Raw genomic sequence first — 21271 nt, 5'->3', positions numbered from 1 at the left:
GACATTAGGAAGTATTTCCCTTCTTAACACACTGCTTTCTGCTACATCCGTCCCATCTCTCCCATACACAACCTTTGTATTTAGTAAGCTGTTTAAGTTCAACATAGGGTCGCCAATGTTTATTTTTTCTTTTGGCCACGACGTTCGCTCCTATTCACTGCTAATCTGCCATATGTTACCTTAACAAGCCAATTGATGATTCTCATATAAACACTCCTTTGAACGTAAAAAAGCCGCTCCGATAAGGAACGACTTAGATTAATTGATATATGTACGATATATAAGAAATAAATAACGATTTTAAATAAAAAATTTCAAATGCTGCTAAAATTAAAGTCAAAATTCTATTAATCAAAATTTCCTTTGTTTAATAGTCAATTCTACTTTGCCCTCTTTCATTCTAGCTTTTTTGATATTTTCCGTTAAAAGGTTTATTCTGGATAAAATAATCTTTGTGAGGTGCTCTATGGAACATCTTTTTGCAAAACAACCTTCCCTTGAAGACATTCAACGCATATATTCTCAGTTAAAGGAACCTATAAACATAGATACAGGTGCCTTTCGAATTAAATCCGATGATATGAGAGACTTTTTTGTGAATTTTGATCTTGATTCTTGGTCTGATATACTTTCAAACCGTTTAAATGAAGTATACTTAAGCTATGCTTTTGCAACTTTTTATTTTGAAATGGGTATTCCAGATGAACCATTCTATGAAAAAACAGATAAAGGATTCTCGTATTTACCACTATTTAGAGATGAACATGATACAATAAAATTTATGTTTGACTACTATGTGGATATATTTTTTCATAAACTCTATTCCGCACTAGACATACTATCGCATATTTTATTCAAAGTGTATAAACTTTCTCTAGGAAAAAGAGAAAAAATAGATTTTAAAACAGCTGTAAGAAAAATGCCTGATTCTAATCTTCATCAATTCCTCAATGATGCATTACAGTCAGACGCATACAAACATAGTTCAGCTATTAGAAATGATTTTACCCATAATTATCCTCATACCACAATTACATCTGGTTTGAAATATGAAGAACACAAAATATCTATAGGTATTAGTAGTACTGACTACACTCCAGCAGCTAAAATACATGATAATATGAAAAAAATGCATGATTGTTTGTTAGAAATACTCCAAGCTGTAATAGAAGATGTTAAAGCAAAACAATAAAAATAGAAGAAGCGAGAAGAGTTACGCCTCAGTTAAAGATTTTATTATAAAGAAGCTAAACCCCTCTTATAACAATAGTTTAATGGAGTTTATCTTCTTTATATAAATAAATGTAAAATATAAAACCATAACTGGAATACTTAGTAGACCCTATACAAGCCTTTCGTTATCGTCAGGAGTAAGATTTTTATTTAGAAAACCATGATCCTTTGCATAAGGAACCAAAAACAAAATAAAATACAACAGAATTAGAGTAGACACGCCTAGTGGTATTAAGTTTACTTTATGATTCCTCATAAATGATCTAATCTGCTTCACGTTATCTCTCATTTCTATATAAAATTCCGTTTAAACCAATAATCGGTACAATTATACAATCATATTTCTATCTTAACTCTTCTTTACTAATAAATCATTCCATTATATTAATTCTGTTATTTCAGTGTATCTATCACGCCCTAGAAAAATAAAAAAGCCAGCGTCATTTTAATCACGCCAGCCCATTTTGTACGATATAGTATTCAATTTAATTTTCACTCAAACTCAAGGCGCAAAAACCTCCGGATTATCACTTCTCCATGCCCCAATACAACCAACTAAACAAGCCGTATAGCATCTCATCACTCTATTATTGTCTATATCCTCATATTCAATTGCTATATTAATAGCCGACTTTCGCCATGCCAAAATCCGCCCAGCAAATCCTGGCCACTCACAATCTTCATCTAATGCTGGTGTGCCATAAGCTTTAATTGCCTCGTCAGGTGTGGATTCCATAGTAATTCCATTAGGTAAGAACCCTGAGAATGGAGACTTTATTCTATCATCTGCTCCAGGCGCCATAAAATGAATCGCACCAATGATCCATCCATCTTCATTCGTATAGCTTAGACCTGTCAAGTCATTAATTTTAGGCACACGGTATACATCGATACGTATAGATGATTTCACAGACCAAATGATATCATCGTTGAAGTAACTATCTGGTTTTGGCATACGTTTAATCCCAAATGGTTTTAACAGGTCTTGAATAGTCTTCGAATCATACGTTTGACCAAGCATTTCAATGAGCTGTTCGGCTGGTTCTTTTATGTTATTACTGTTATTCAGGTTCGAGTCGACACCGAGGTTCATCCAGTTCATTCCCTTCATTCAAATTATAAAAAGTGAGATAAATAGAACCACGTTATTAAAACAACTCTAACAGTCCACTAAAACTATTAATTTCATAATCAAAATGACTAACTTCTCCAAATCCATAACTGGCAAATACGAAGGGTACTCCAGCAAACTTTGCAGCCTTCTGATCTCCCTCAGTATCTCCCACATAAACAGGGTTAGTTAAGTGATTTCTTGCTATGACTAGTTTAATGTTTTCTCCCTTTGAGAGCCCTGTTCTTCCTGGATTCTCAAAGTCTACAAAATACTTCTGTAATTTGTGATATTCATAAAACGATTCCATATATCCCGATTGACAATTACTTACGATTATTAGCTTGTAATTTTTTGATAAAATTTCAAGTGTCTCTTCTAACTTTTCGTACAACATTCCACCTTGATTGGTAAGATATTGACTTTCAACTTCACAACACTCTTTTAATATTTTTTGCTGCATATCCTCTTCTAAATGAGGGAAAAATTTCATTCCAATTTCTTTAATTTGAAGACCCATTACGCCTTTGAAATCTTCCTTTGTTAATATTTTATTGATTTCTTTATATTTTTTAAGTACATCATTCCACGCATTTACTACTACATCTCTCGAATCCCATAGCGTTCCATCTAAATCAAATATAATGCTATCCATATTAAATCCTCCAGCCTTGAGTTAATCTTTCTTAATGATTATAATAACACCAATTTCTTTTAAATTTAGTGCTTCTAAAGTAACGCTGCTATATTTTCCTGTTATACCAACGAAATCCCTAAGTAAGTATTTTGTTTAATTATGCTTTGCCCCATCTTTTCTAAGTACCTAATCTGCGGTTCACTTAGTTGGTTTTTTTGCAAAAACTGGCTATGATAAATAAATGAATATAGATGCCGATAGTTAATAAAGAAATCTACATGTTGTAGTATTTGGGTTACAGAATTCTCCATTGAATATCCGTCCATAAATGATTTGAAAAATTCAGACGCAAAATGATCACGCTTACCTCGATCTTTAACTGTTTGCGATGCATGGTAGATAGCAACAGCAATATCATATGCAAACCAATTAAATTCACTGTCTCCAAAATCGATAAACGTAATCTCACCTTTATTACACAGAAAATTATGATTAGTCAGATCACCATGTATAATCCCATACACTTCTTCGGAATGGCTCATTGATTCAATATTTTTAATGTAGTTCTCCCATCGTTCTTTAATTCTATAATCAATAGAGTTCATATTCATCTGAAAAATCTTATGTTCATCCCATTCTGGCCGTTTCTGCTTACCTTTGTATATCTTCGATAAGGAATGCATTTTCCCCATCCCTTTTCCCCATTGCTTAAATAACCTCTCGTTCCATTCTTCACTGCTAGGATCAATGTGAATTCCCACAACTTTTTGATAGGCAACAAAAAATAAAGTATCCGTCAAGTGATTAATATAAGATTTTTTATTTACTGCTATAGGAATCGTTGCATTCACTTTATTTTCATTAAGAAATTGAGTCCATTTGATTTCAGACAAAATAGTCTCCTCATTATCGAACTCTCTATTATAAACTTTAACAATGATTGGTACTTCTGAGGAAATTTCATAAACATTATTATAATATCCGCCCAGTAAATGAATATTTGCTTTGTGGTAACCTAATAAAGTAAGAATTTGATTAATCTCAGACATTTCAATTTCCACTGAGTCTCCTCCTTTATTCGTTCCATATAATTTCAACTACGATGCCCCCATAACAACCTCAGCAAATTTAGAGATGTTTAACTTCTTAATTATCTTTACTATATTGAGATATTCAGATCCATATTGTTTTAATGCTTTCTTTGGCTGAAACGTTTGTTGACTGAGTTCCTTCCTAAGTTCATATGTATTCTAAAAATAACAATCATTCCTATGATATCCAGACTGTCTTAGGCTATTGTTGTTTAACTTTATTAACTTTATTTCTCCTATAATACCGAACATCTGATATCAATCCAAAAATGAAGAAAAGAGGAACTAATACTATAGGAATAAGTATTGTAAATACCATTAACCACAGCGCTGCCCCACCTGCACAAATCAAGCACAAGAAAAATCCGAAATATACATTTATTATGATTAATGGATATAAAATACTTTTGAGAAAGATTACCTTTCTTTTAGGGAGTATAATATATATCAAATATATTAGCATAATTGGAATACTTAGTAGACTGTATATAAACTTCTCTTTATCATCTGGAATAAGATTTTCATGAAGAAAACCATGGGCTTCCGCATAAGGAACCAAGAACAAAATAAAATACAACAAAAATAAAATAGATATCCCTAGTGGTAATAAGCTCACTTTATCGTTTCGCATAAATGACATCATTTGTTTCATGTTATCTCTCATTTCTATTTATAATTCCGCTTAAATTAAAGACTTAGTAAGTATACAAAGTTCATTCAATATCTCCAATAGTAATGAGTCCAAAATCTTTGTCTTTAACATGTAGTTTTATCTGGCATGGATTGATCAGAACTATCTAAGACAAGACCCATCCTCAGATAGCCTTATCTTAGTATCTTAGGTTGGGTCTTGTGTTTTTTAAATATTTATAAATGCAATATTCATCTAATTAACTGAGGGCTAATGCTCCATTGCACAGATTGTTCATATACGGAGTTGTAATGTTTTTAAGTCAATAATATAATTCTGTTCTTTTAATATATCTAATCCGAGCAGAAGTTGTTATTAACTGTCCGTCATAGTTAATTTTCATTACTTTTACGTCTCACTCTCATTAAGGGATCTTGGCGAAGATGAATTACAAAGTCTTGATTTGATGTATGGTACACTACATTCCCTGGTTTCGCCTGAAAAAACTCTTTATTAGCATTTTCTGCTGATATCCTACGAATTGGTGCAACTTCATCTATTATTTTTTTGTTATCTTCCTCATGATAATTAAGAATGGAAACCAGAACAAATTGATCAGGGAACAGTTCTCTTACTTCTTGCCATTTCATTTATTCTACCCCCTTTAAATTCTTCCTAAATCTTCTTTCTTAATTTTATCATAGTTTTAGTAAAACGTTCTCACTGTTTTTACTTATTATCTAGTTACTGGAAACAATATATTATTCTTAACATTCCGTTCTCGTCTCTTCTGGTGTTGAGTCCATAGTTATTTAAGCTGCTCCTCTACACTCTCAGGTATACTTAATTCCACTTGACTTTGTTTTTTCCACTCTAGTAACCAGTTAAGCTGATTATCTATAAACTTTTCATCTACACAATCAAGTCCATAAATCTCAATGATGGTAGCTTGAAGCTGATAATGCAAAATAGGAACTAAATCATTAAATGCAAACCAGTCGTTTTTAGAAAGCGTCTGATGCTGTAAATAACCAGTTAAAAATCTATCGAAAATCTCTCTAGTTTCTTTGAATCCTTTTTCGTCATAATTAAAATAGTCTGTACAATTACACACCATCATGATGTCATACATGGGAAAAGCTCTACATGACGTATCAAAATCTAAAAGATACAAATCCCCTTCAGGCGTTTTATGCAGGTTTCCACGATTCAGATCACCATGACAATAACCATAGGGAAGATCCTTTACTTTCTCCCACAAAAAATCCCCGTACTCTATATACATTTTCAGCTTTTCATTAGGGTACTTTTTTCTCCTTAGTATCTCTATATATCTATCAATAAAGTAGGATTTGTCGCGAGTTATCAAATTACCAGTGTAATTCTGCATCGTACAATGAAATTTCCCTATTAAGCAACCAATCTTTTCTGCATCCTTATTTATATCTGGTTCATGACCTTCAATATATTCATATAAAATGTAAAGGTGTTTTCCATTGTCATACTCCACACTAATATACGGTTTATCGTCTTTAGTAAAAATGATTTGGGGTACTGGAATCTCATTATGATACAAATACAATTGAATATCTACAGACTGCAATGCGGTATCCAAAAACTCAGGTCGTATTATTTTCAGAAAAAAACGTTGCTCATTTGAATATACAATATAGGATAAACTACCCCCATCACGGGTGAATACGATGTTATCAAATTTAGTTAAATGGTTGTTGTTTAATTCACTAAGTATGTCTGCTTCGTTAATCATAAAGTCCCCCCTTCTTGTACATATAATAACCTAAAATGTTCCATATACGAACAACAATTTTATAAGCAAAAGGCTGAAGTAGCAAAAGAATAACGCATGAATAAAGAATGAATGCTAACCTTTTCTTATTTGAAATAAAAAAAGGAAGGCTCTTCCTCATTTCATTTAAGAAATAGGAAGCCCTTCCGAACTCAAGCCAGCAACACCCTGGCCACCTGATCTACAATGCTATTAATGCCTGTTGGGCCATAACTGCCAATCCATGTCGCAGCATCTACCTGATAAATATGTTGTTGATTAGCTGTATCCAGCATTCCAAGGACACTTTGCTCTGTTGTCGATACTCCATTCAGCATCATCTCGTTACTTAGCACAAAGTAGTGATTGGCATGGACAGTAGATAATCGATCCACCGGAATATGATAAGCAGTATCCGACGTATCTGCCACAAAGAGAGGTGCAGGCAAACCAAGATCACGGTATAACACAGCGCCTGTTCGATGAGAGGCTGTATGTACACGCACCAAGGATTCACGCGGACGAATTAACGCGACACTTTTTCCTGTCATCACCTCTGCAAGCTCTTCGGACAGCAATGCTGTTTTGCGATGATAAGCCGTAATGATATGCTCAGCTTCTGCTTGCTTGCCAATTAATTCACCAAACAAACTCAAAATTGTCTGCCAGCTCTCATTGCGCTTAAACATCAGCGTGGGCGCCATTTGGCTTAGAGCCTCATAATGAGCATCATGCATTTCTGTACATATGATCAAATCCGGTTTCAGTCTTGCCACAGCCTGCAAATCTGGCGCTTCATAGGTGCCAAGATATTCCGTATCATTAAGTCTTTCCCGAATATATTGAGGGAATTTCAGAACTTCTTCTGATTTTTCCATCCCTACAACCGTATCTACTCCTCTTTCAGTTGCTAAACCCTTTAACCCCACATTTCCCAATCCTACTGTTCCTAACCCCACACTGCCAGCAGGGGTCACTCCAAGAGCAAGCAAATGGTCAGCATATTGAACATCCATAACCGCAATTTTTAGCGGAGTAGTGCTCACACAATATTCCCCTCGCATATGGCGAATAACGGTTCCTTGTGCCGAAATATACGAAGAAGCAAAGTGACTTTGGTTATGGCTATAGTTATGGCTATGATTATTGTTTTGGTACTCTTGGTACTGGTTTTGTAGCAAGCCATACCCTGAATTATTTCTATACACCTGCGGAGGTACACCATAATATTTTTTAAATGCCCTGCTAAAATAATACGTATCACGGTAGCCTGCTTTTTCAGCCACTTCACCAATGGGGGCATCCGTATATAAAAGTAATCTCGCTGCACTTTCCATCCTTAACTGAATGACATATTCCATCGGGGCAAGCTGTTTTTGTTGTTTAAACCGTCGCTGTAACTGTCTAACACTACATCCAGCAAGAGTGGCTAGCTCCTTCAGCTCCATCTCTTTACGATAATGCCCTGCGATATAAGTAGCCACAATATCCACCATGTCTGGTACTGGACTTCCCTGACTACGTTCTTGCTCGAGGACAAGCTCATACAGCAAGCCTTGTAGCATCGCGTTAATATGGAAACGTTCAAGACCGTCACCTTGGCTCCATTTGGAAACTATAGTCTCTGCTGATTGATAAAGCTCCGTTCTAAGAACAGGGTGCTGAAGGTAAGATTTACTCAGCTGATTGTTACGCTGCTGCAAATTCAACATCCAGCTATCTTCCACCATTGAAAATACCTTATAAAAAATCATAATATAATGAATGTTTTCTGCTCTAGTAGTCAAAGTAAAGGACGTCCCTTTAGCCAGATGACAAGCAAAAGAAGCTTGGACATGGTTAACCTCACCATTAATCACAAGCTCTCCTTCACCGCCACTAGCAAGCAGTAACACATTTTCAGTTAATTCAGTTTCACGCCAAACACCGTCAGAACGCAAAGTACTGCTATATACATCAAGTGTTTTAATCGCTAAATTACTCCAAAAACTTTCCTGTTCCTGCGGTGGCATGTCTCTCATCTCCTGACAATAGCATCCTTTACTATAGCTAAGGTCAGCTAACATCATGAATGTCATGAACAACGTTCATATTCAATGCTGTTTTATTGACCTAATCGCCTCTAGCAAAGGTAAAATTGTATCTGTTGTCATTTTAATTGAGAGTTATTCTCATTGTCAATCCAGATATGTTTAATTACATTCGAATCCTTAACTTGTCTTGATGCTTTAGTTGATATTTCACTTCTTCGGGCACTTTACGCAATACTCCCCTGACATCCGGTAGTAATAGCAACAAGTAATACGTTCGCTTTTTGCTACTGCAACATCCTCTTTATTTTCTGTAAATCGCGTAAATGGATTACGTCTTTCTCCAAAAGATGCCCCATCCGCTATTTGTGTCAAATAAGCAAAATCTGCTTGCACTCGTTCCTTATCCTGAACAGGCACCTCTACCCTTCCCGAATAAAGCGGAGCTATGCGTACCATAATATTTTCCCAGAGCACGGCCTTGGAGACGGGACCAATTTTAGCAAGTGTCTGTAGCATAGGTGCAACCTGCACCGCAAACATCTCTTCGATAACTTCTTTCCGCCATATGTCCCTCTCCATTAAAGGACTGGGACTAGCAATACCTGTGGCACTAGGGGCACTATCAGTTTCAGTAGCACTAACATTAGCAGTAGCACTAATATTAGCAATAGATTCTGCCTGTAGCCCACCCATAGCTAGAAAAGGAAAACGTGTTCCTCCATTATTTACAATCGAGGTTGAATGATACAGGAAACTGTGATTTAAATCCAAAGAGAGCTTGACGTTATGAAAAGTCATTGCAGTGACAAATGGTGCTGTCCAGAGATAACCTAATCGTTTTATCAGCATCGAAGCAGCAACCTGTAAATCAGGTGCACCAATATAATCTTTAAGCCAGCTTACATACTCTCGGCAGGTTGCTTCATCATGTAATTGACTTAGAGCAACTGTACAGACACTATCCTCAGGTGGCTTACCATACAAAATGTCATAGTCTTCTACTAATTCCTCCCACAAAACAGTAGATAGATAATGATCCATTTTAATTCGATCCTAGTAACGCTTCAGCAGCTTGATCTACGATCATGTTGACCGCAATTGGACCGTAATAAGCAATCCAGAGTTGCGTATCTACGTTGTATACACGATTATTTTTAACTGCGTCGATGGATTGCCAAATTGGGCTACTTGTCAGTTGTTCTGTTTCTGTAGCAAACATAGCATCTGAAAGTAGGAAATAACGATCCGCTCCAATATCCGGAACCTTTTCCATTGTAACTTCAACAGAAGTATCTTCTTTAATATCGGTTACAAATTTAGGCGCTTTTAAGCCTAAATCCTTATAGAGAATACCGCCTGTCCGATGATCAGGACCATGTACACGAATGCCTTCTTTTCTTGGACGAATTAAAGAAACCGTGTCATCTCCTAGCTCAGCAGACAATTTGGAACGTAACCCCACAATTTTGTCCTCATAATTTTTAACCAAAGCTTCTGCTTCAGTTGTTTTACCTGTGATTTTACCCATTGTAACTGCTGTATCGCGCCAATCCTCATAAAAATCAAGTACAATTGTATCTGCAATTTTACTTACACTGTCGTAGATCTTCTCTTGAAAATCCGTCATAATAATAAGATCAGGATTTAACGCCACAATTGCCTCAAGATTAGGCTCATCACGAGTACCTAGTACCTTTACATCCACTAGCTTGTCCTTCAAGTATTCAGGGAAAGTTTCATCCTTTGTTCCTGACACTACACTACCTGCTGGCTGCTCACCAAGTGCGACTAATTGATCGACAAATTTCACATCAAGAACAGCGATTACTTTCGGCTTCTCAGTTAATGTATATTCACCCTTCATATGTTTGATGGTAACTGGAAAAGCTGAATCCGCCTGAGTTGTTGAATTTGATTTGCTTGGATCTGCTTCAGGCTGTTGCGCTTCCTTGTTAGTTCCCGCTCCAGCTCCGCAAGCGGTTAGGACAAGTACTAATGCCAACATCCATACCATTAATAAACGTGATTTGTGAGCAGTGTAACCCTTACCTTCGGTCCCCTGCTTCTTTATCATTTTTTGCATTCTGATTACTCCCCTTTGTAGATGATAATGATTTTCATTATCGAATTCATAAAGTGAGTATAATGTATCTACACACTTCATTTCCATGTACTTTTGCGACATTTGAACAGGATTAATGCGACATCTCTATTAAACTAAAAAACCATCCAAATCCCGATAACCCATATCAACTAACAAATTGTTGCCATCTAACTCATACACTTTTTTCACTGTCGTATCTAAATTCAGAGCAAGGATATACTGTAAAACCTCTGCCACATACTTAGGTTGGTTAAAATTAATCAAAGATAGCTTATCGTCTTTCATCATCCTTAAGCCTTCATTTAAAGGGCTCCCCGAAATCGGAGTATCCTTGGTAACAAATTGAGCTATAAATCGTATATCCTTATTTTCAGTAATAACCGTCAGCTTGGATCTACAGTAAATATCTCTAACGGTGGAATAACTCCACAAATAGGTTGCCCCACCAACTACAATTTTCCTCATTGGCTTTCAACCCTCGTTTGCATCCTCTTTTTCATTCTCTTATTCATCCTCATATCTACCACCAAAAACAGCTCCATTCATCCTTGCATAAGATTTTTCATGTACCAATGCTTCTTGATGGTATTTCTGATTCGTATATTTTTGAAAATAATAATCTTTAATTAGTAAAAGATCATTCCGATATTTTTCAACATCCATAGCACATACTCGGCTCCATAAAAGGCGATCAATCGAGATTACCAACATATTTTCCTCTTCAATGGCATCCTTTATAAAGAAATCATAATCGAGATGGGCTATGCTTCGCCATATTTCAAATTTATCTATAACCAAACCTAAATCACCATACAGATCTTTGGTTTTCTCGGGGAACTGCTGTGCTAAACTTTTGTAATCATAATCTGTAATGATTAAATCAATGTCCTCGCCTGACTTACGCAGTCCATAATACTCCATCGCCATTCCACCCACTAAAAGCGGCTTAGTTGAAAAATTCAGATTACTTTGGACGATGCTTTCATTAAAAATGCGTATTACGTTATTCATCGTTTAATCCCCCATCTAAATGTTTTGTGCAATTAAACAGCTCACATTCCCATCTATGCTCCCCTTTTTTTAGAATGGTTACCGATGTATTATCCAAATGCTCTTCAATATCCTCGTGAGGGATAAGCTTTTTTAGCGTATATCCGAGTAATCCAAAATGACTCACTACAAGTATTCTCTGATGGGGATGTCTCTCTGCAATATCATTGATAAAGGCTACCCCTCTTGCCATAACATCTTGTTGAGATTCCATGCCTAAATCTAATTTTGCCCAGCCATACCCCCACTTTTTCACACGTTCTGCTTCAGTTGTTCCTTCAATAAGTCCACAATGTACTTCTCTTAATCGCTTATCCATGATGACATCAATGCCTTTTATTTCTCCTATCAATTGAGCTGTTTCTGAAGCCCTTCCTAAATCGCTACAATAAATATAGTCCCATGATTCCCCCTTCATTCTTTGCGATAATAACTGCGCCTGCTTGCGCCCCTCCTCATTTAAAGGGATATCACTATGTCCTTGCACTTTCCCTTCTAAATTCCAATCCGTAATTCCATGTCGAACAAGTCCAATGATCATCACATTTTATCCCCTTTCCTTACATCAATTGCCTTCTTCATTTGTTCCCCTCATAATTTCCTACATCTGTTAAGACTCCACAGTCTGGTTGATCGGTTCTGCTCTCAAGACTCCATAATCAGCTCTGTAAGTTCAATCTTTTCCATTAACTTCGCTAGCTCCGATGAGTCTGAGCCACTCTCTGCACACCAACACACTGCCATCGTAATTTCTACATATAGACATAGCTTTAAAACATGACTTGGAATATGTAGTTGCTCCGCTAAGATCGTAATAATATAACTTACTTTGGACTGTAAGGCAGGAGTCACTTCATTACCAAACTCATTTAAAATGAAGCGTGGAATGTCAAATACAGGATCACCGATCACCCCTTTAGGATCAATAATTGCATAAGCGCCATCTTGGTTTAGCAATATATTATCGTGGTGTAAATCACCGTGCAGTAAATACTCTCCGTTGTAGTTTAACGAGACATTATCAAATACTGCCTTTGCTTTTTTCATTTTAAGATAAAGATCAGTACAGTCCTGACGATTGCGCATATATTCGGTAATTCGATATACCCATTGCTTGTAGGTTGGATATACCCCTTCTATTTTGGAGCAAATATGTAAGTCCTGATATAACCCACAAAAAACAGCTAATCTAGCATCTAGCGATGACTCAGCTCGTAGAGTAATTCCTGGCGCAATATATTGTTCCAGAAAAATACCTGCTTTAATATCTGATTCATACACTCTACAGAACTTACCCCCATTATATTCTTTTAAAGCATTCACCTCTGTCACAATCTCTGGGCTAGCTGGATAGCCAATCTTTAACACCGCATCGCCAAATTGATCTGAATGACAGGTAAAAATTAAGTTTGCAGTTAAATTTGATTTTATTTGGATGTTTGTTAGGCTCCACTTCGCCTCGTATTCCTCAAGAGTACTTATTACTTTGTCAAAATGGGCTTGTCCAAACCGCTTAACAATATCTCTGACTTCAAGCTCAGTCATACCATAAAATTGCTTCATAAAATGTGGTGCCTCCCATTCATTTTAGAACTCAATTTGCAACTGTACCTATAGCTTGATGTACAGTTGGGGCTAGTATTTTCATCTCGTATTCTCATCTCGTTTTTTCCTTACTTCATCATACTATATTGGGATTGATTTACGGAGTGTCATAAACATCTTTTGAAAGACTGTTTTCTGAAAAATCATTGATTTTGAAGTATTTGCTATAATTAAGGAGGGGGAATTCAAAAATTATCCCAATGATAAACGTCTATATTAAGAGGAGGGATTATCTTGAAGTATTTAAAACTAATAATTGCTTCTTTTGGAATACTTTCAATTCTTATAACAGGTTGTTCAAATCCAATAGGAAACGAAGAACAAAATATTATTGTTAAAAAGCATATTGTTGAAGAAAATAAATATAAAGATTTTAAAGAAATTAGTGATAGTAAGCAAGTTCAACAGGTAATAGAAATAATTAATGATATTCATTGGGAAAATGCAAAAATGGACATGGAACGCCCTGCTGATTACAGATTTTATTTTCGATTTAAAAATCCAAATATTGAAGCAAAAACAGTGTTATATGAACTTTGGATAAGTCCAAATAAAGATAAGGTAGATCTTGTAATAGACGCTGAAGGTAAATACGCTCAATTAGAGAACAATAAGTCAGCAGAACTATTTGAAATTATCACTGGTGAAAAATTGTCTGAACTGAAATAAAGAGGCTGGGTTATGTCCAGCCTCTCACATCACTTCTCAATGACAAATAAATAACCTACATTTACTTGCTTAGTTTCTAAAGCCTTGTGGATTGTTTTGTTGTTGCATGTATGATGCAGAATCTTGGATTCCTGCAATAGATTGTGCATTCACGCTAGAGATAGATTGCTCTAATTGTCTACACGTTTGCAAAATTTGTTGCATTTGCTTCATAGCAGTGTCATGCCCTTGCAATGCAGTTTGAATGACTTGTACTGCTCTTTGTTCTCTTTGAGCAAGCTCTTCTAATCTTGTTGCATTTTGTTGCTCTTGCTGTAAAAGCTGTTGGTACGTTTGCGAAGCTTGTTGGGTCTGAGTCATCATTTGGTTCACAATTTGCTCGCATTGCTTGATTTGACTTGTAAATTGTGGGTTCACTTGTGTTCCTCCTAATTGATTATTGGGTTAATCCAATAGGTAGGATGCGTATTAACACACAAAAATATCCATATATTTAAATATTTATAAATTTCTCAAATCAAGTTTCAGTTCCCATCTGCTTATTCATGACATATTCAATCACTTTCTGAAGCCATTGCTCTTCATCTAACGTAAACGGCGATGTTCCTGCTGTCATTTCCTCAAGCTGTGTAATGTCCAACTCATTTACATCTCCTAAAGCTTCTATCGCTTCCTGTCCCACAAGCTCCATTTGGGCATTCATATATTGCATAATAAGCTCCTGCACCTCAGGTGTCTCTACAGGCTCACCGCATTTTTGTTTAATTTTTTCAACAAACTCTAAATATAAAGTATCCATAGCCTGAGCAGTAACAGGTTCATATTCTTTAAATATTGTAGCTACAGCTTCCTTGCCCCTGACCTCCTCCAGCCAAGCTTGCTGACGATGACTAGACTGTATACCATGTACAAAGGTTAATAAGGTTGTAAGCTGTTCTGGTCCTGCTAAATCGGATAGGCTTTGAATGCGATGAATCGCTTGTAGTGCAAGCTCTAATCCCTCTTTTTGAGCAACCACCTGCTTCTCTAATTCCACAAGCATGTCCGCCCACTGCTGATCAGATAAATCTGTCTCTAAAATCTTACGAATTTCTTTAATTGAAAAACCTAAAAATTTCAAACCCACGATTTTCTGCAATCGTTCTACTTGGTCAAAATCATACATGCGATGCTCGCCCTCACCATGTCTAATCGGGCTTAACAAGCCTTGCTCTTCATAATAATGTAATGTCCGATAGGTGACACCTGCTTGCTCCGCAATTTGTGCAATGGTAAGAAGAGTGTCTCTGTTCATTTTTTTGCGTTCCTCCTTTGAAAAATTAAGCTAGTTACTTACGTTTTTATTTTATCTGCTAACGTAACGTGAGGCGCAAGTTTGAATTTTAAAAGATTTTTTCTACTATTGAAGGTACTTTATCTGATATCTAAAAATTATAATGATAGGAAAAGATAAAAAATATACCCTTCACTAGATAAGCAAAGGGTGGCTTAATTAAATAATATAGCTATCTATACTACTATCCTGATTGCTCTGACTATTCCCCTCATTGTTCTCTACATGTATCTTCAAAACCTTATTATACAATTCTTCAATTTCAATAAATCTGCTTTGGGTTGTAAATGTGAAATAAGGTGTATCTATTAAATAATAATATTTATTGTCAATAGGATAGTTCAAGTACCATCTTTTCATAACTCCGTTCTCTTCAAGCTCTATATATACATATTTATTTTTAAAATTAGGAAAAACCTTATCAAAGTCAAAAAAACGATACAATTTTCTGGTAACTGGTATTATTAAAAAAATGATCATAAAAACATACATTGATGATATAACTCCCAAAACAAATAATACCTCTTTAGTTGAAACTTTTTGAACAGTATTTAAAACTGAGAATATTTGAGTTCCCACTAAATAAGAAGGAAAAAGATAAAGTCCAGTTGTTAGCCATAACAATATAAAAAATATGGGCACACTCAATACTTTATTCCAATTACCAATAAGATCCATCAACCTTTTGTTAGTGGTTTCTTGTATGACCATGATATAACATAGCCAAACCGCTAAAATAATTGCCCAAACAATTGCTATTATGGGTTTATACATCGACTTATCATTAAATACAGTGGTTGTAAATACTAACAATAATAAAAGTATGAAACTTACCTCTCCAATGTACTTAACCAACCTTATCCAAAATCTTTTTTCCTTTGTCAACAATTTAATCTCTACTGGATTAGCGGTGACTAATGTTATCGGATTAATTTTAAAAAGAATAAAAAGAATTGAAAGTATAATTCCTGGAACACCTGCTAACTTAGGAATCTGCTCCAAAACCCCACTCATATTTCACACTCCTACTTACTTGAGAAATTCTAGACATCCAGTGGTGTATACCAATCTAGCTTGTTCCAGAGACTATCTGGGTGGTGGATTAAATATTTTATATTGTCCCACGTCTCTTTGGTTTTATTTTCACTAAAATACCCTTGTCTATATTGGAAGCCTACGATATACCCTAAACCAAACTCTAACCAGCTCGAAAATTTATTCTGCATCTTTTTCCCCACTCGAACTGCATACTGAAAAGCTTCTTCTTCTGTAATGAAGTTTAAATAAGCTGCCGCCCTGCATAAGTGTAAAAAGAAGGCATATTCTCTTGCTAATGTTGCCCCTCTCGGTATGCGATCCATGTTATCTAGGACACATTTCCATTTTTCATACTCATACTGGTCCTGTACATAGGATTGCACAAATTTTTTACGATCTAACATAGATAATGTAGATAAAAAATTAGCTCTTTCATCAAATTCGCTTGGATCATCCCAATCCTGTCTATTTAAAGCACTAATCATATCTTCTTTAGTATGAATATTTAAATCCCTACGCAAGGAATTCATTCGTATAAAACGACCTTCCTCTGTTTCAGGAATCAAATAATTTTTTTCGTGACGATGCCCATAATAGTTATAGTCTCCTACTCCTATAGCAAAACACCACAACCATGCCTTGTAAGTAGGATCATCTTGAAAAGGTCCCGGATTACTAAATTTCAACATAACTTACCTCCATAAGGTTGTAAAAAATTTATCAATTTCACTTGGTTCCTCTGGTACAATTAAAACTAGGGTAAATAGTTCATTTAATGAGATTACAGGTCTAGATAACAGCTTTTTCATCATGCCTTGATTCGCTTGCTTCGCCGCCTCATATACTTGCTGATAGTCAGCATTATCTGTAACTAGTTGAATTGCTTCCTCAGCATACATTAGTGCTTCCTTATTTTTCTTCAATTGTAGACACGCCATGCTGCTATAGATCAAGGAAAAAGGTTCTCGATCTTTGCTTAGTGCATATTGCAACCAAAAGTAAGCTTCCTCTGCATTCCCTCTATGATAATATGCTACACCAGTGTAGAGGCTAGCCCATTCCTTAGCAGTATCGTCTTCTTCTAATTCATAATAAAAGTTACTAGCAAGAATTGTTGCATCCTGCCATGACTTAGAATTAATCAAAATTCGAATCATATTTACGGTCATCCAGCGATCCCAAGGATACTCTGTTAAAATGTTCTCCATCCATTCAAGTACCTGTTCTTCTTTTCGTGGAAAAATATGATTCATATATGTGTATACTGCCCTTTGCACAATAATATAAGATGTTGGCTTCTGTTTGACACCTAAACAATAGGTCTCCCATGCCTTTTCATAATCTCCTGTTGCTCGGTAAATATCCCCCTTTAAGATGTATCCCTCAATATCGTCGTAATGCTTCATATATTCGTCTAAAGCCAGCAAAGCTTCGGAATAATGGTCTAATTTAACATAAGCAACAGCCAAATTAAAATAAGTATAATTATCATGGAGATAATCAATACATTTTTGAAAAGCAACTAGCGACTCCTCATATTGCTGTAAGTTCATATGGCAATGACCTTTCATAAGCCAAGCGTATGAATAAAATCTGAATTCACTTAACATGAAATTTACATCCGCAAGTGTCTCCTCCCAACGTTGCAATCTAAAAAGAGACAATCCACGATACACATAAAAATGCCAATTCTCCGGATTCTGTACGATTGCTTTTGCACTATAGTATATGGCAGTTTCAAACTGTTCCTGTTCATAATATAATTTACCTAGTAGATAATTAACCTGCGGGTTCAAAGGATTCATTTCGAACGCTACAGTTAACTGCAACTGAGCTTGCTCATATAGATTAAGGTTCAATAACACTTCACCAAGTGCAACCTTGATGTCATAGCCATTCGTTCCTTCTTCTTCTGCCAACTGTTTAGCGATATAAAGTAATTCTTTGCTTCGTTCATATTGTTCTAAGCTGAGCTGTGCTCGCCCCCACAACAAATAAATTGTAGAATTAGCTCCTCCATGTTCGACTATTTGTTCCAATAGATTACTGCAAATCTCGAATTGATCTGTCTCAAAGTATAGCTGTGCTAATTCATACTTAAGCTTTACCAAATCAGTTGCAAATGCTAGTTTCCCTCTAATTTCATTAATCATTTTCATAGTTAAGTCTGCCAACATGATCTGCGCAATGACTTCAGATGGATTTTCTTCCTTTATTAATTCTAAAATATCCTTCGCCTCTTGTAGCTGACCATAATGCTGATAACATAATGCAATCCCTGTCATAGCTTGTAAGGAATTACTGTCCTTAGCCAATATATCCTGATAAAGCCGCATTGCTTCTTTAATTCGCTTCTCAGCAACTAAAAAATTACCGTACTGTAACATGACAGATTCCTCATATGGGAACTCTCTAATTAATCGCTCATAAATTAAATTAGCTTCCTTTTGTCTATCTGTTCGTACTAAATATTCCCCATATAAACGAAGCACATCAAAATCATCACCATACAAGGCTTGGGCTTCATTCAAATAACGCTCCGCCTGCTCTAGGTCGTTTGTGGATAAGGCTTGTCTGGCTTTTTCTCGATAAAATATAAATGCATCTGGATTGATATCTTCAGGTAACTCTAGCAATTCTGGAAACTCATAAGACCATGGTCTTGTCACTAAATAATAGTAATAGTCATAAAAATCATGATCTTCTGCATCACTGCTATGTACAGAATCCTTTTGCTCTAACCAATTAAATTGTTCTTCTAGCAATCTAAGTACAGGCTGTGGTAGCTGATTAAATTGCTTTAAGTATTCCCATAACGATCTACTAATGATGGAATAATACTCAAAATCCCGTACCTCTTCAAAGGACAGCATATATTGCCAATTTTCCAGCTTAATTCTAGCATTATAATCATGATACAAAGTATGGATTTGATGCATAAACCATTCGGGAAATGTCACCTTTGAAGTGGAGTCTTCTTCATTTTCCACGTTCACAGGGTCCTCTGGATGCTCTAGCTGCTGGACGTTTTTAGCGTTTTCTCCGTTTTCAGCGTGCTCCACTGTCTCTTCATCTCTTGTTGATTTTTCAGTAGGTGCATCTTCTTCAAGAGTAATCGCAACTTGGTCATGTTCTAAATAACTTTCAGATTGAACAGAATGGACAATATGCCCATCCCCACTAGCTTCATCTAAATTATCATTCTGATTAACTACATCTTCTACTGCAATCGAAGACAAATATTTGGCTTCTTGTAACGCCGCTTTATACGCCTCCTGTAAGCTTTGAAACGCCTCAATCTCATCCTCTGGGTGAGCATCTCGTAGTTTCCTTGCATAAGCTCGCTTAATGACTTTAACATCCATCGTTGGATTGATTTCAAGAAATTCCCAAGCGCTCACTCGTATCATCCTTTATGTATAAAATAGGTGGTATTAAAATGGTAGGTATTTTATCCCATTATTATATAGTTTAAAAGTCTATAATACTAGCTTAACCTTTTATGTATAACGCTCCCTAGAATGGAACTAAAGTTATTACGTATAAAAAAACTACAGCTTCAATAGAATGAAAACTGTAGTCGTTTTTGAGTTAATTCAGTTAATGCTTACTTGTATTAAACTATTTATTGATTACCTTCGCAATACGCTCCAAAGCAGTTTGCACAATGGATCTTGGACAAGCTAAATTAATACGCATGTAGCCTTGTCCCGCTTGACCAAACCATACCCCCGGGTTAAGAAGCACCTTTGCTTCCTCTTTTAGCTTCTTGTCTAGCTCTTCGTTTGATAACCCTAGAGCGGAGAAGTCTAACCATGACAAATAAGTTCCTTCTTGCTTGTGAAGCTTGACCATAGGCATGTTAGTCTTAATGAACTCGTCCATAAATGTAAGGGTCTCATTGATGTAATCAAGCATCGCATCTAGCCATGCAGCCCCTTGTGGTGAATATGCAGCTGAGGTCGCAATGATGCCAAATAAATTTGGTTCGGCAATGGAGGACTTTTCAAGCTCTTTATCTATTTTCTTTTTAATTTCAGCATTAGGAATAATCAGACTAGAACACTGCATCCCTGCTAAATTAAAGGTTTTCGTTGGTGCTGTGCAGATTACAGAACAGGCGGCAAAAGATTCCCCTAATGTAGCATAAACGGTATGGCTATACCCAGGCATAACAAGGTCATGATGAATTTCATCAGACACTACGATGACACCATGACGCTGACAAATTTCGCCGAGCTGTCTTAGCTCTTCTGGATGCCATACTCTACCGACAGGATTGTGAGGACTACACAAAATAAGCAGCTTTGTAGAAGGGTGTTTCGCCTTTTCCTCTAAATCCTCAAAATCCATTTCATAATAGCCATCTGTTACCTTCAACTGATTATTAATAACTTTACGTTCATTTACTTCAACAGTTTTGCGGAATGGACCGTATACAGGCTCCTGAATAATAACGCCATCGCCAACTTCCGTTAAAGCACGGATAATAAAATTAAGTGCAGGTACAATGCCTGGTGTTGTAGAAACCCATTCATGAGCAATATCCCAATGATGTCGTTGCTTCATCCACCAAATGAGGGCAGCATGACTATCCTTTTTTAACATCGGATAACCAAATATTCCATGCTCTAAGCTTGTTTGTAGCGCCTCAATAATATGGGGGGCGGCTTTAAAATCCATATCTGCCACCCAGAGTGGCAAGTAATCACTATCGTTTTCTAATTTAAATCTTTTGCCTAACCCTTCTATATCCCATTTGAGCGAATTACTGCTCGATCGATCAACGACAACATCAAAATCATATGACATCTCCGATTCCCTCCAAGTCTGTTATCTAGATATTGTACCATTATAGTATGTAATCTCTAAATAGAAAAACAGAAGAATGTGGTATTCGTAATAAAAAATATTACGTATACGTATTCATTCTTCTGTATGATCATGAAA

General features: G+C 36.0%; 20 protein-coding genes. 2 read left to right on the top strand and 18 right to left on the bottom strand.

Annotation, left to right across the window (positions count from 1 at the left end):
* Nucleotides 1-466 precede the first annotated feature (466 nt).
* Nucleotides 467-1192 carry a Cthe_2314 family HEPN domain-containing protein gene (locus ABE099_RS05320; protein ID WP_430028063.1) on the top strand — a complete coding sequence of 242 codons (726 nt, stop codon included), beginning with the start codon at nucleotides 467-469 and terminating at the stop codon, nucleotides 1190-1192.
* 543 nt (nucleotides 1193-1735) lie between these two features.
* On the opposite strand, the gene ABE099_RS05315 is transcribed toward ABE099_RS05320, so the two are convergent.
* From ABE099_RS05315 to ABE099_RS05260, 12 genes are all read right to left on the bottom strand, one after another.
* A complete protein-coding gene (locus tag ABE099_RS05315; RefSeq protein ID WP_430028061.1) occupies nucleotides 1736-2344 on the bottom strand; it encodes a hypothetical protein in 609 nt (202 codons plus the stop codon).
* Between the two features lie 37 nt (nucleotides 2345-2381).
* Nucleotides 2382-2999, bottom strand: coding sequence for an HAD family hydrolase (locus tag ABE099_RS05310; protein ID WP_430028059.1), 618 nt, complete (start codon nucleotides 2997-2999; stop codon nucleotides 2382-2384).
* A 101-nt stretch (nucleotides 3000-3100) separates the two neighbouring features.
* Nucleotides 3101-4042 (bottom strand): phosphotransferase enzyme family protein, encoded by a 942-nt coding sequence (locus tag ABE099_RS05305; RefSeq protein ID WP_430028057.1) that lies wholly within the window; start codon nucleotides 4040-4042, stop codon nucleotides 3101-3103.
* A gap of 1053 nt (nucleotides 4043-5095) precedes the next feature.
* Nucleotides 5096-5353: a hypothetical protein gene (locus tag ABE099_RS05300; RefSeq protein WP_430028054.1), complete on the bottom strand. Its 258-nt coding sequence runs from the start codon at nucleotides 5351-5353 to the stop codon at nucleotides 5096-5098.
* A gap of 158 nt (nucleotides 5354-5511) precedes the next feature.
* Complete coding sequence (locus ABE099_RS05295) at nucleotides 5512-6471, bottom strand: phosphotransferase enzyme family protein (RefSeq protein WP_430028052.1); 960 nt, start codon at nucleotides 6469-6471, stop codon at nucleotides 5512-5514.
* Nucleotides 6472-6662: 191 nt separating this feature from the next.
* The gene (locus tag ABE099_RS05290; protein WP_430028049.1) at nucleotides 6663-8501 is read right to left on the bottom strand and encodes a helix-turn-helix domain-containing protein; all 1839 of its coding nucleotides are present in this window, start codon (nucleotides 8499-8501) and stop codon (nucleotides 6663-6665) included.
* A 228-nt stretch (nucleotides 8502-8729) separates the two neighbouring features.
* On the bottom strand, nucleotides 8730-9563 hold the full coding sequence (locus ABE099_RS05285; RefSeq protein WP_430028047.1) for a ferric iron reductase: 834 nt from the start codon (nucleotides 9561-9563) through the stop codon (nucleotides 8730-8732).
* A 1-nt stretch (nucleotide 9564) separates the two neighbouring features.
* Entirely contained in the window at nucleotides 9565-10605 is a 1041-nt protein-coding gene (locus ABE099_RS05280) for an ABC transporter substrate-binding protein (protein ID WP_430028045.1), read from the bottom strand.
* A 129-nt stretch (nucleotides 10606-10734) separates the two neighbouring features.
* Nucleotides 10735-11091, bottom strand: coding sequence for a hypothetical protein (locus ABE099_RS05275; RefSeq protein WP_430028043.1), 357 nt, complete (start codon nucleotides 11089-11091; stop codon nucleotides 10735-10737).
* A gap of 39 nt (nucleotides 11092-11130) precedes the next feature.
* Nucleotides 11131-11637 (bottom strand): hypothetical protein, encoded by a 507-nt coding sequence (locus ABE099_RS05270; RefSeq protein WP_430028041.1) that lies wholly within the window; start codon nucleotides 11635-11637, stop codon nucleotides 11131-11133.
* Nucleotides 11630-12217, bottom strand: a complete 588-nt coding sequence (locus ABE099_RS05265) for a histidine phosphatase family protein (protein ID WP_430028039.1) — start codon at nucleotides 12215-12217, stop codon at nucleotides 11630-11632. Before ABE099_RS05265 ends, ABE099_RS05270 begins: the two co-directional genes overlap by 8 nt.
* A gap of 104 nt (nucleotides 12218-12321) precedes the next feature.
* Nucleotides 12322-13239: an aminoglycoside phosphotransferase family protein gene (locus ABE099_RS05260; RefSeq protein WP_430028037.1), complete on the bottom strand. Its 918-nt coding sequence runs from the start codon at nucleotides 13237-13239 to the stop codon at nucleotides 12322-12324.
* 276 nt (nucleotides 13240-13515) lie between these two features.
* On the opposite strand from ABE099_RS05260, the gene ABE099_RS05255 reads away from it, so the two are divergent.
* The gene (locus tag ABE099_RS05255) at nucleotides 13516-13950 is read left to right on the top strand and encodes a hypothetical protein (RefSeq protein WP_430028035.1); all 435 of its coding nucleotides are present in this window, start codon (nucleotides 13516-13518) and stop codon (nucleotides 13948-13950) included.
* Between the two features lie 69 nt (nucleotides 13951-14019).
* On the opposite strand, the gene ABE099_RS05250 is transcribed toward ABE099_RS05255, so the two are convergent.
* The 6 genes from ABE099_RS05250 to ABE099_RS05225 form a co-directional block, all read right to left on the bottom strand.
* Nucleotides 14020-14313, bottom strand: coding sequence for a hypothetical protein (locus ABE099_RS05250; RefSeq protein WP_430030484.1), 294 nt, complete (start codon nucleotides 14311-14313; stop codon nucleotides 14020-14022).
* 154 nt (nucleotides 14314-14467) lie between these two features.
* On the bottom strand, nucleotides 14468-15244 hold the full coding sequence (locus ABE099_RS05245; RefSeq protein WP_430028033.1) for a MerR family transcriptional regulator: 777 nt from the start codon (nucleotides 15242-15244) through the stop codon (nucleotides 14468-14470).
* Between the two features lie 198 nt (nucleotides 15245-15442).
* On the bottom strand, nucleotides 15443-16297 hold the full coding sequence (locus ABE099_RS05240; protein ID WP_430028031.1) for a hypothetical protein: 855 nt from the start codon (nucleotides 16295-16297) through the stop codon (nucleotides 15443-15445).
* 29 nt (nucleotides 16298-16326) lie between these two features.
* Nucleotides 16327-17010, bottom strand: coding sequence for a DUF1266 domain-containing protein (locus tag ABE099_RS05235; protein ID WP_430028029.1), 684 nt, complete (start codon nucleotides 17008-17010; stop codon nucleotides 16327-16329).
* Between the two features lie 3 nt (nucleotides 17011-17013).
* Nucleotides 17014-19722 carry a tetratricopeptide repeat protein gene (locus ABE099_RS05230; protein ID WP_430028027.1) on the bottom strand — a complete coding sequence of 903 codons (2709 nt, stop codon included), beginning with the start codon at nucleotides 19720-19722 and terminating at the stop codon, nucleotides 17014-17016.
* Nucleotides 19723-19942: 220 nt separating this feature from the next.
* Nucleotides 19943-21133, bottom strand: coding sequence for a MalY/PatB family protein (locus ABE099_RS05225; protein WP_430028024.1), 1191 nt, complete (start codon nucleotides 21131-21133; stop codon nucleotides 19943-19945).
* Between the last annotated feature and the right edge of the window lie 138 nt (nucleotides 21134-21271).

Origin of the sequence: Paenibacillus turicensis, assembly GCF_050461185.1 — a bacterium.
Taxonomy (GTDB): domain Bacteria; phylum Bacillota; class Bacilli; order Paenibacillales; family Paenibacillaceae; genus Fontibacillus; species Fontibacillus turicensis_A.
Note: the sequence above shows the minus strand (reverse complement) of the source record. Positions and strands in the feature narration are given on the sequence as shown.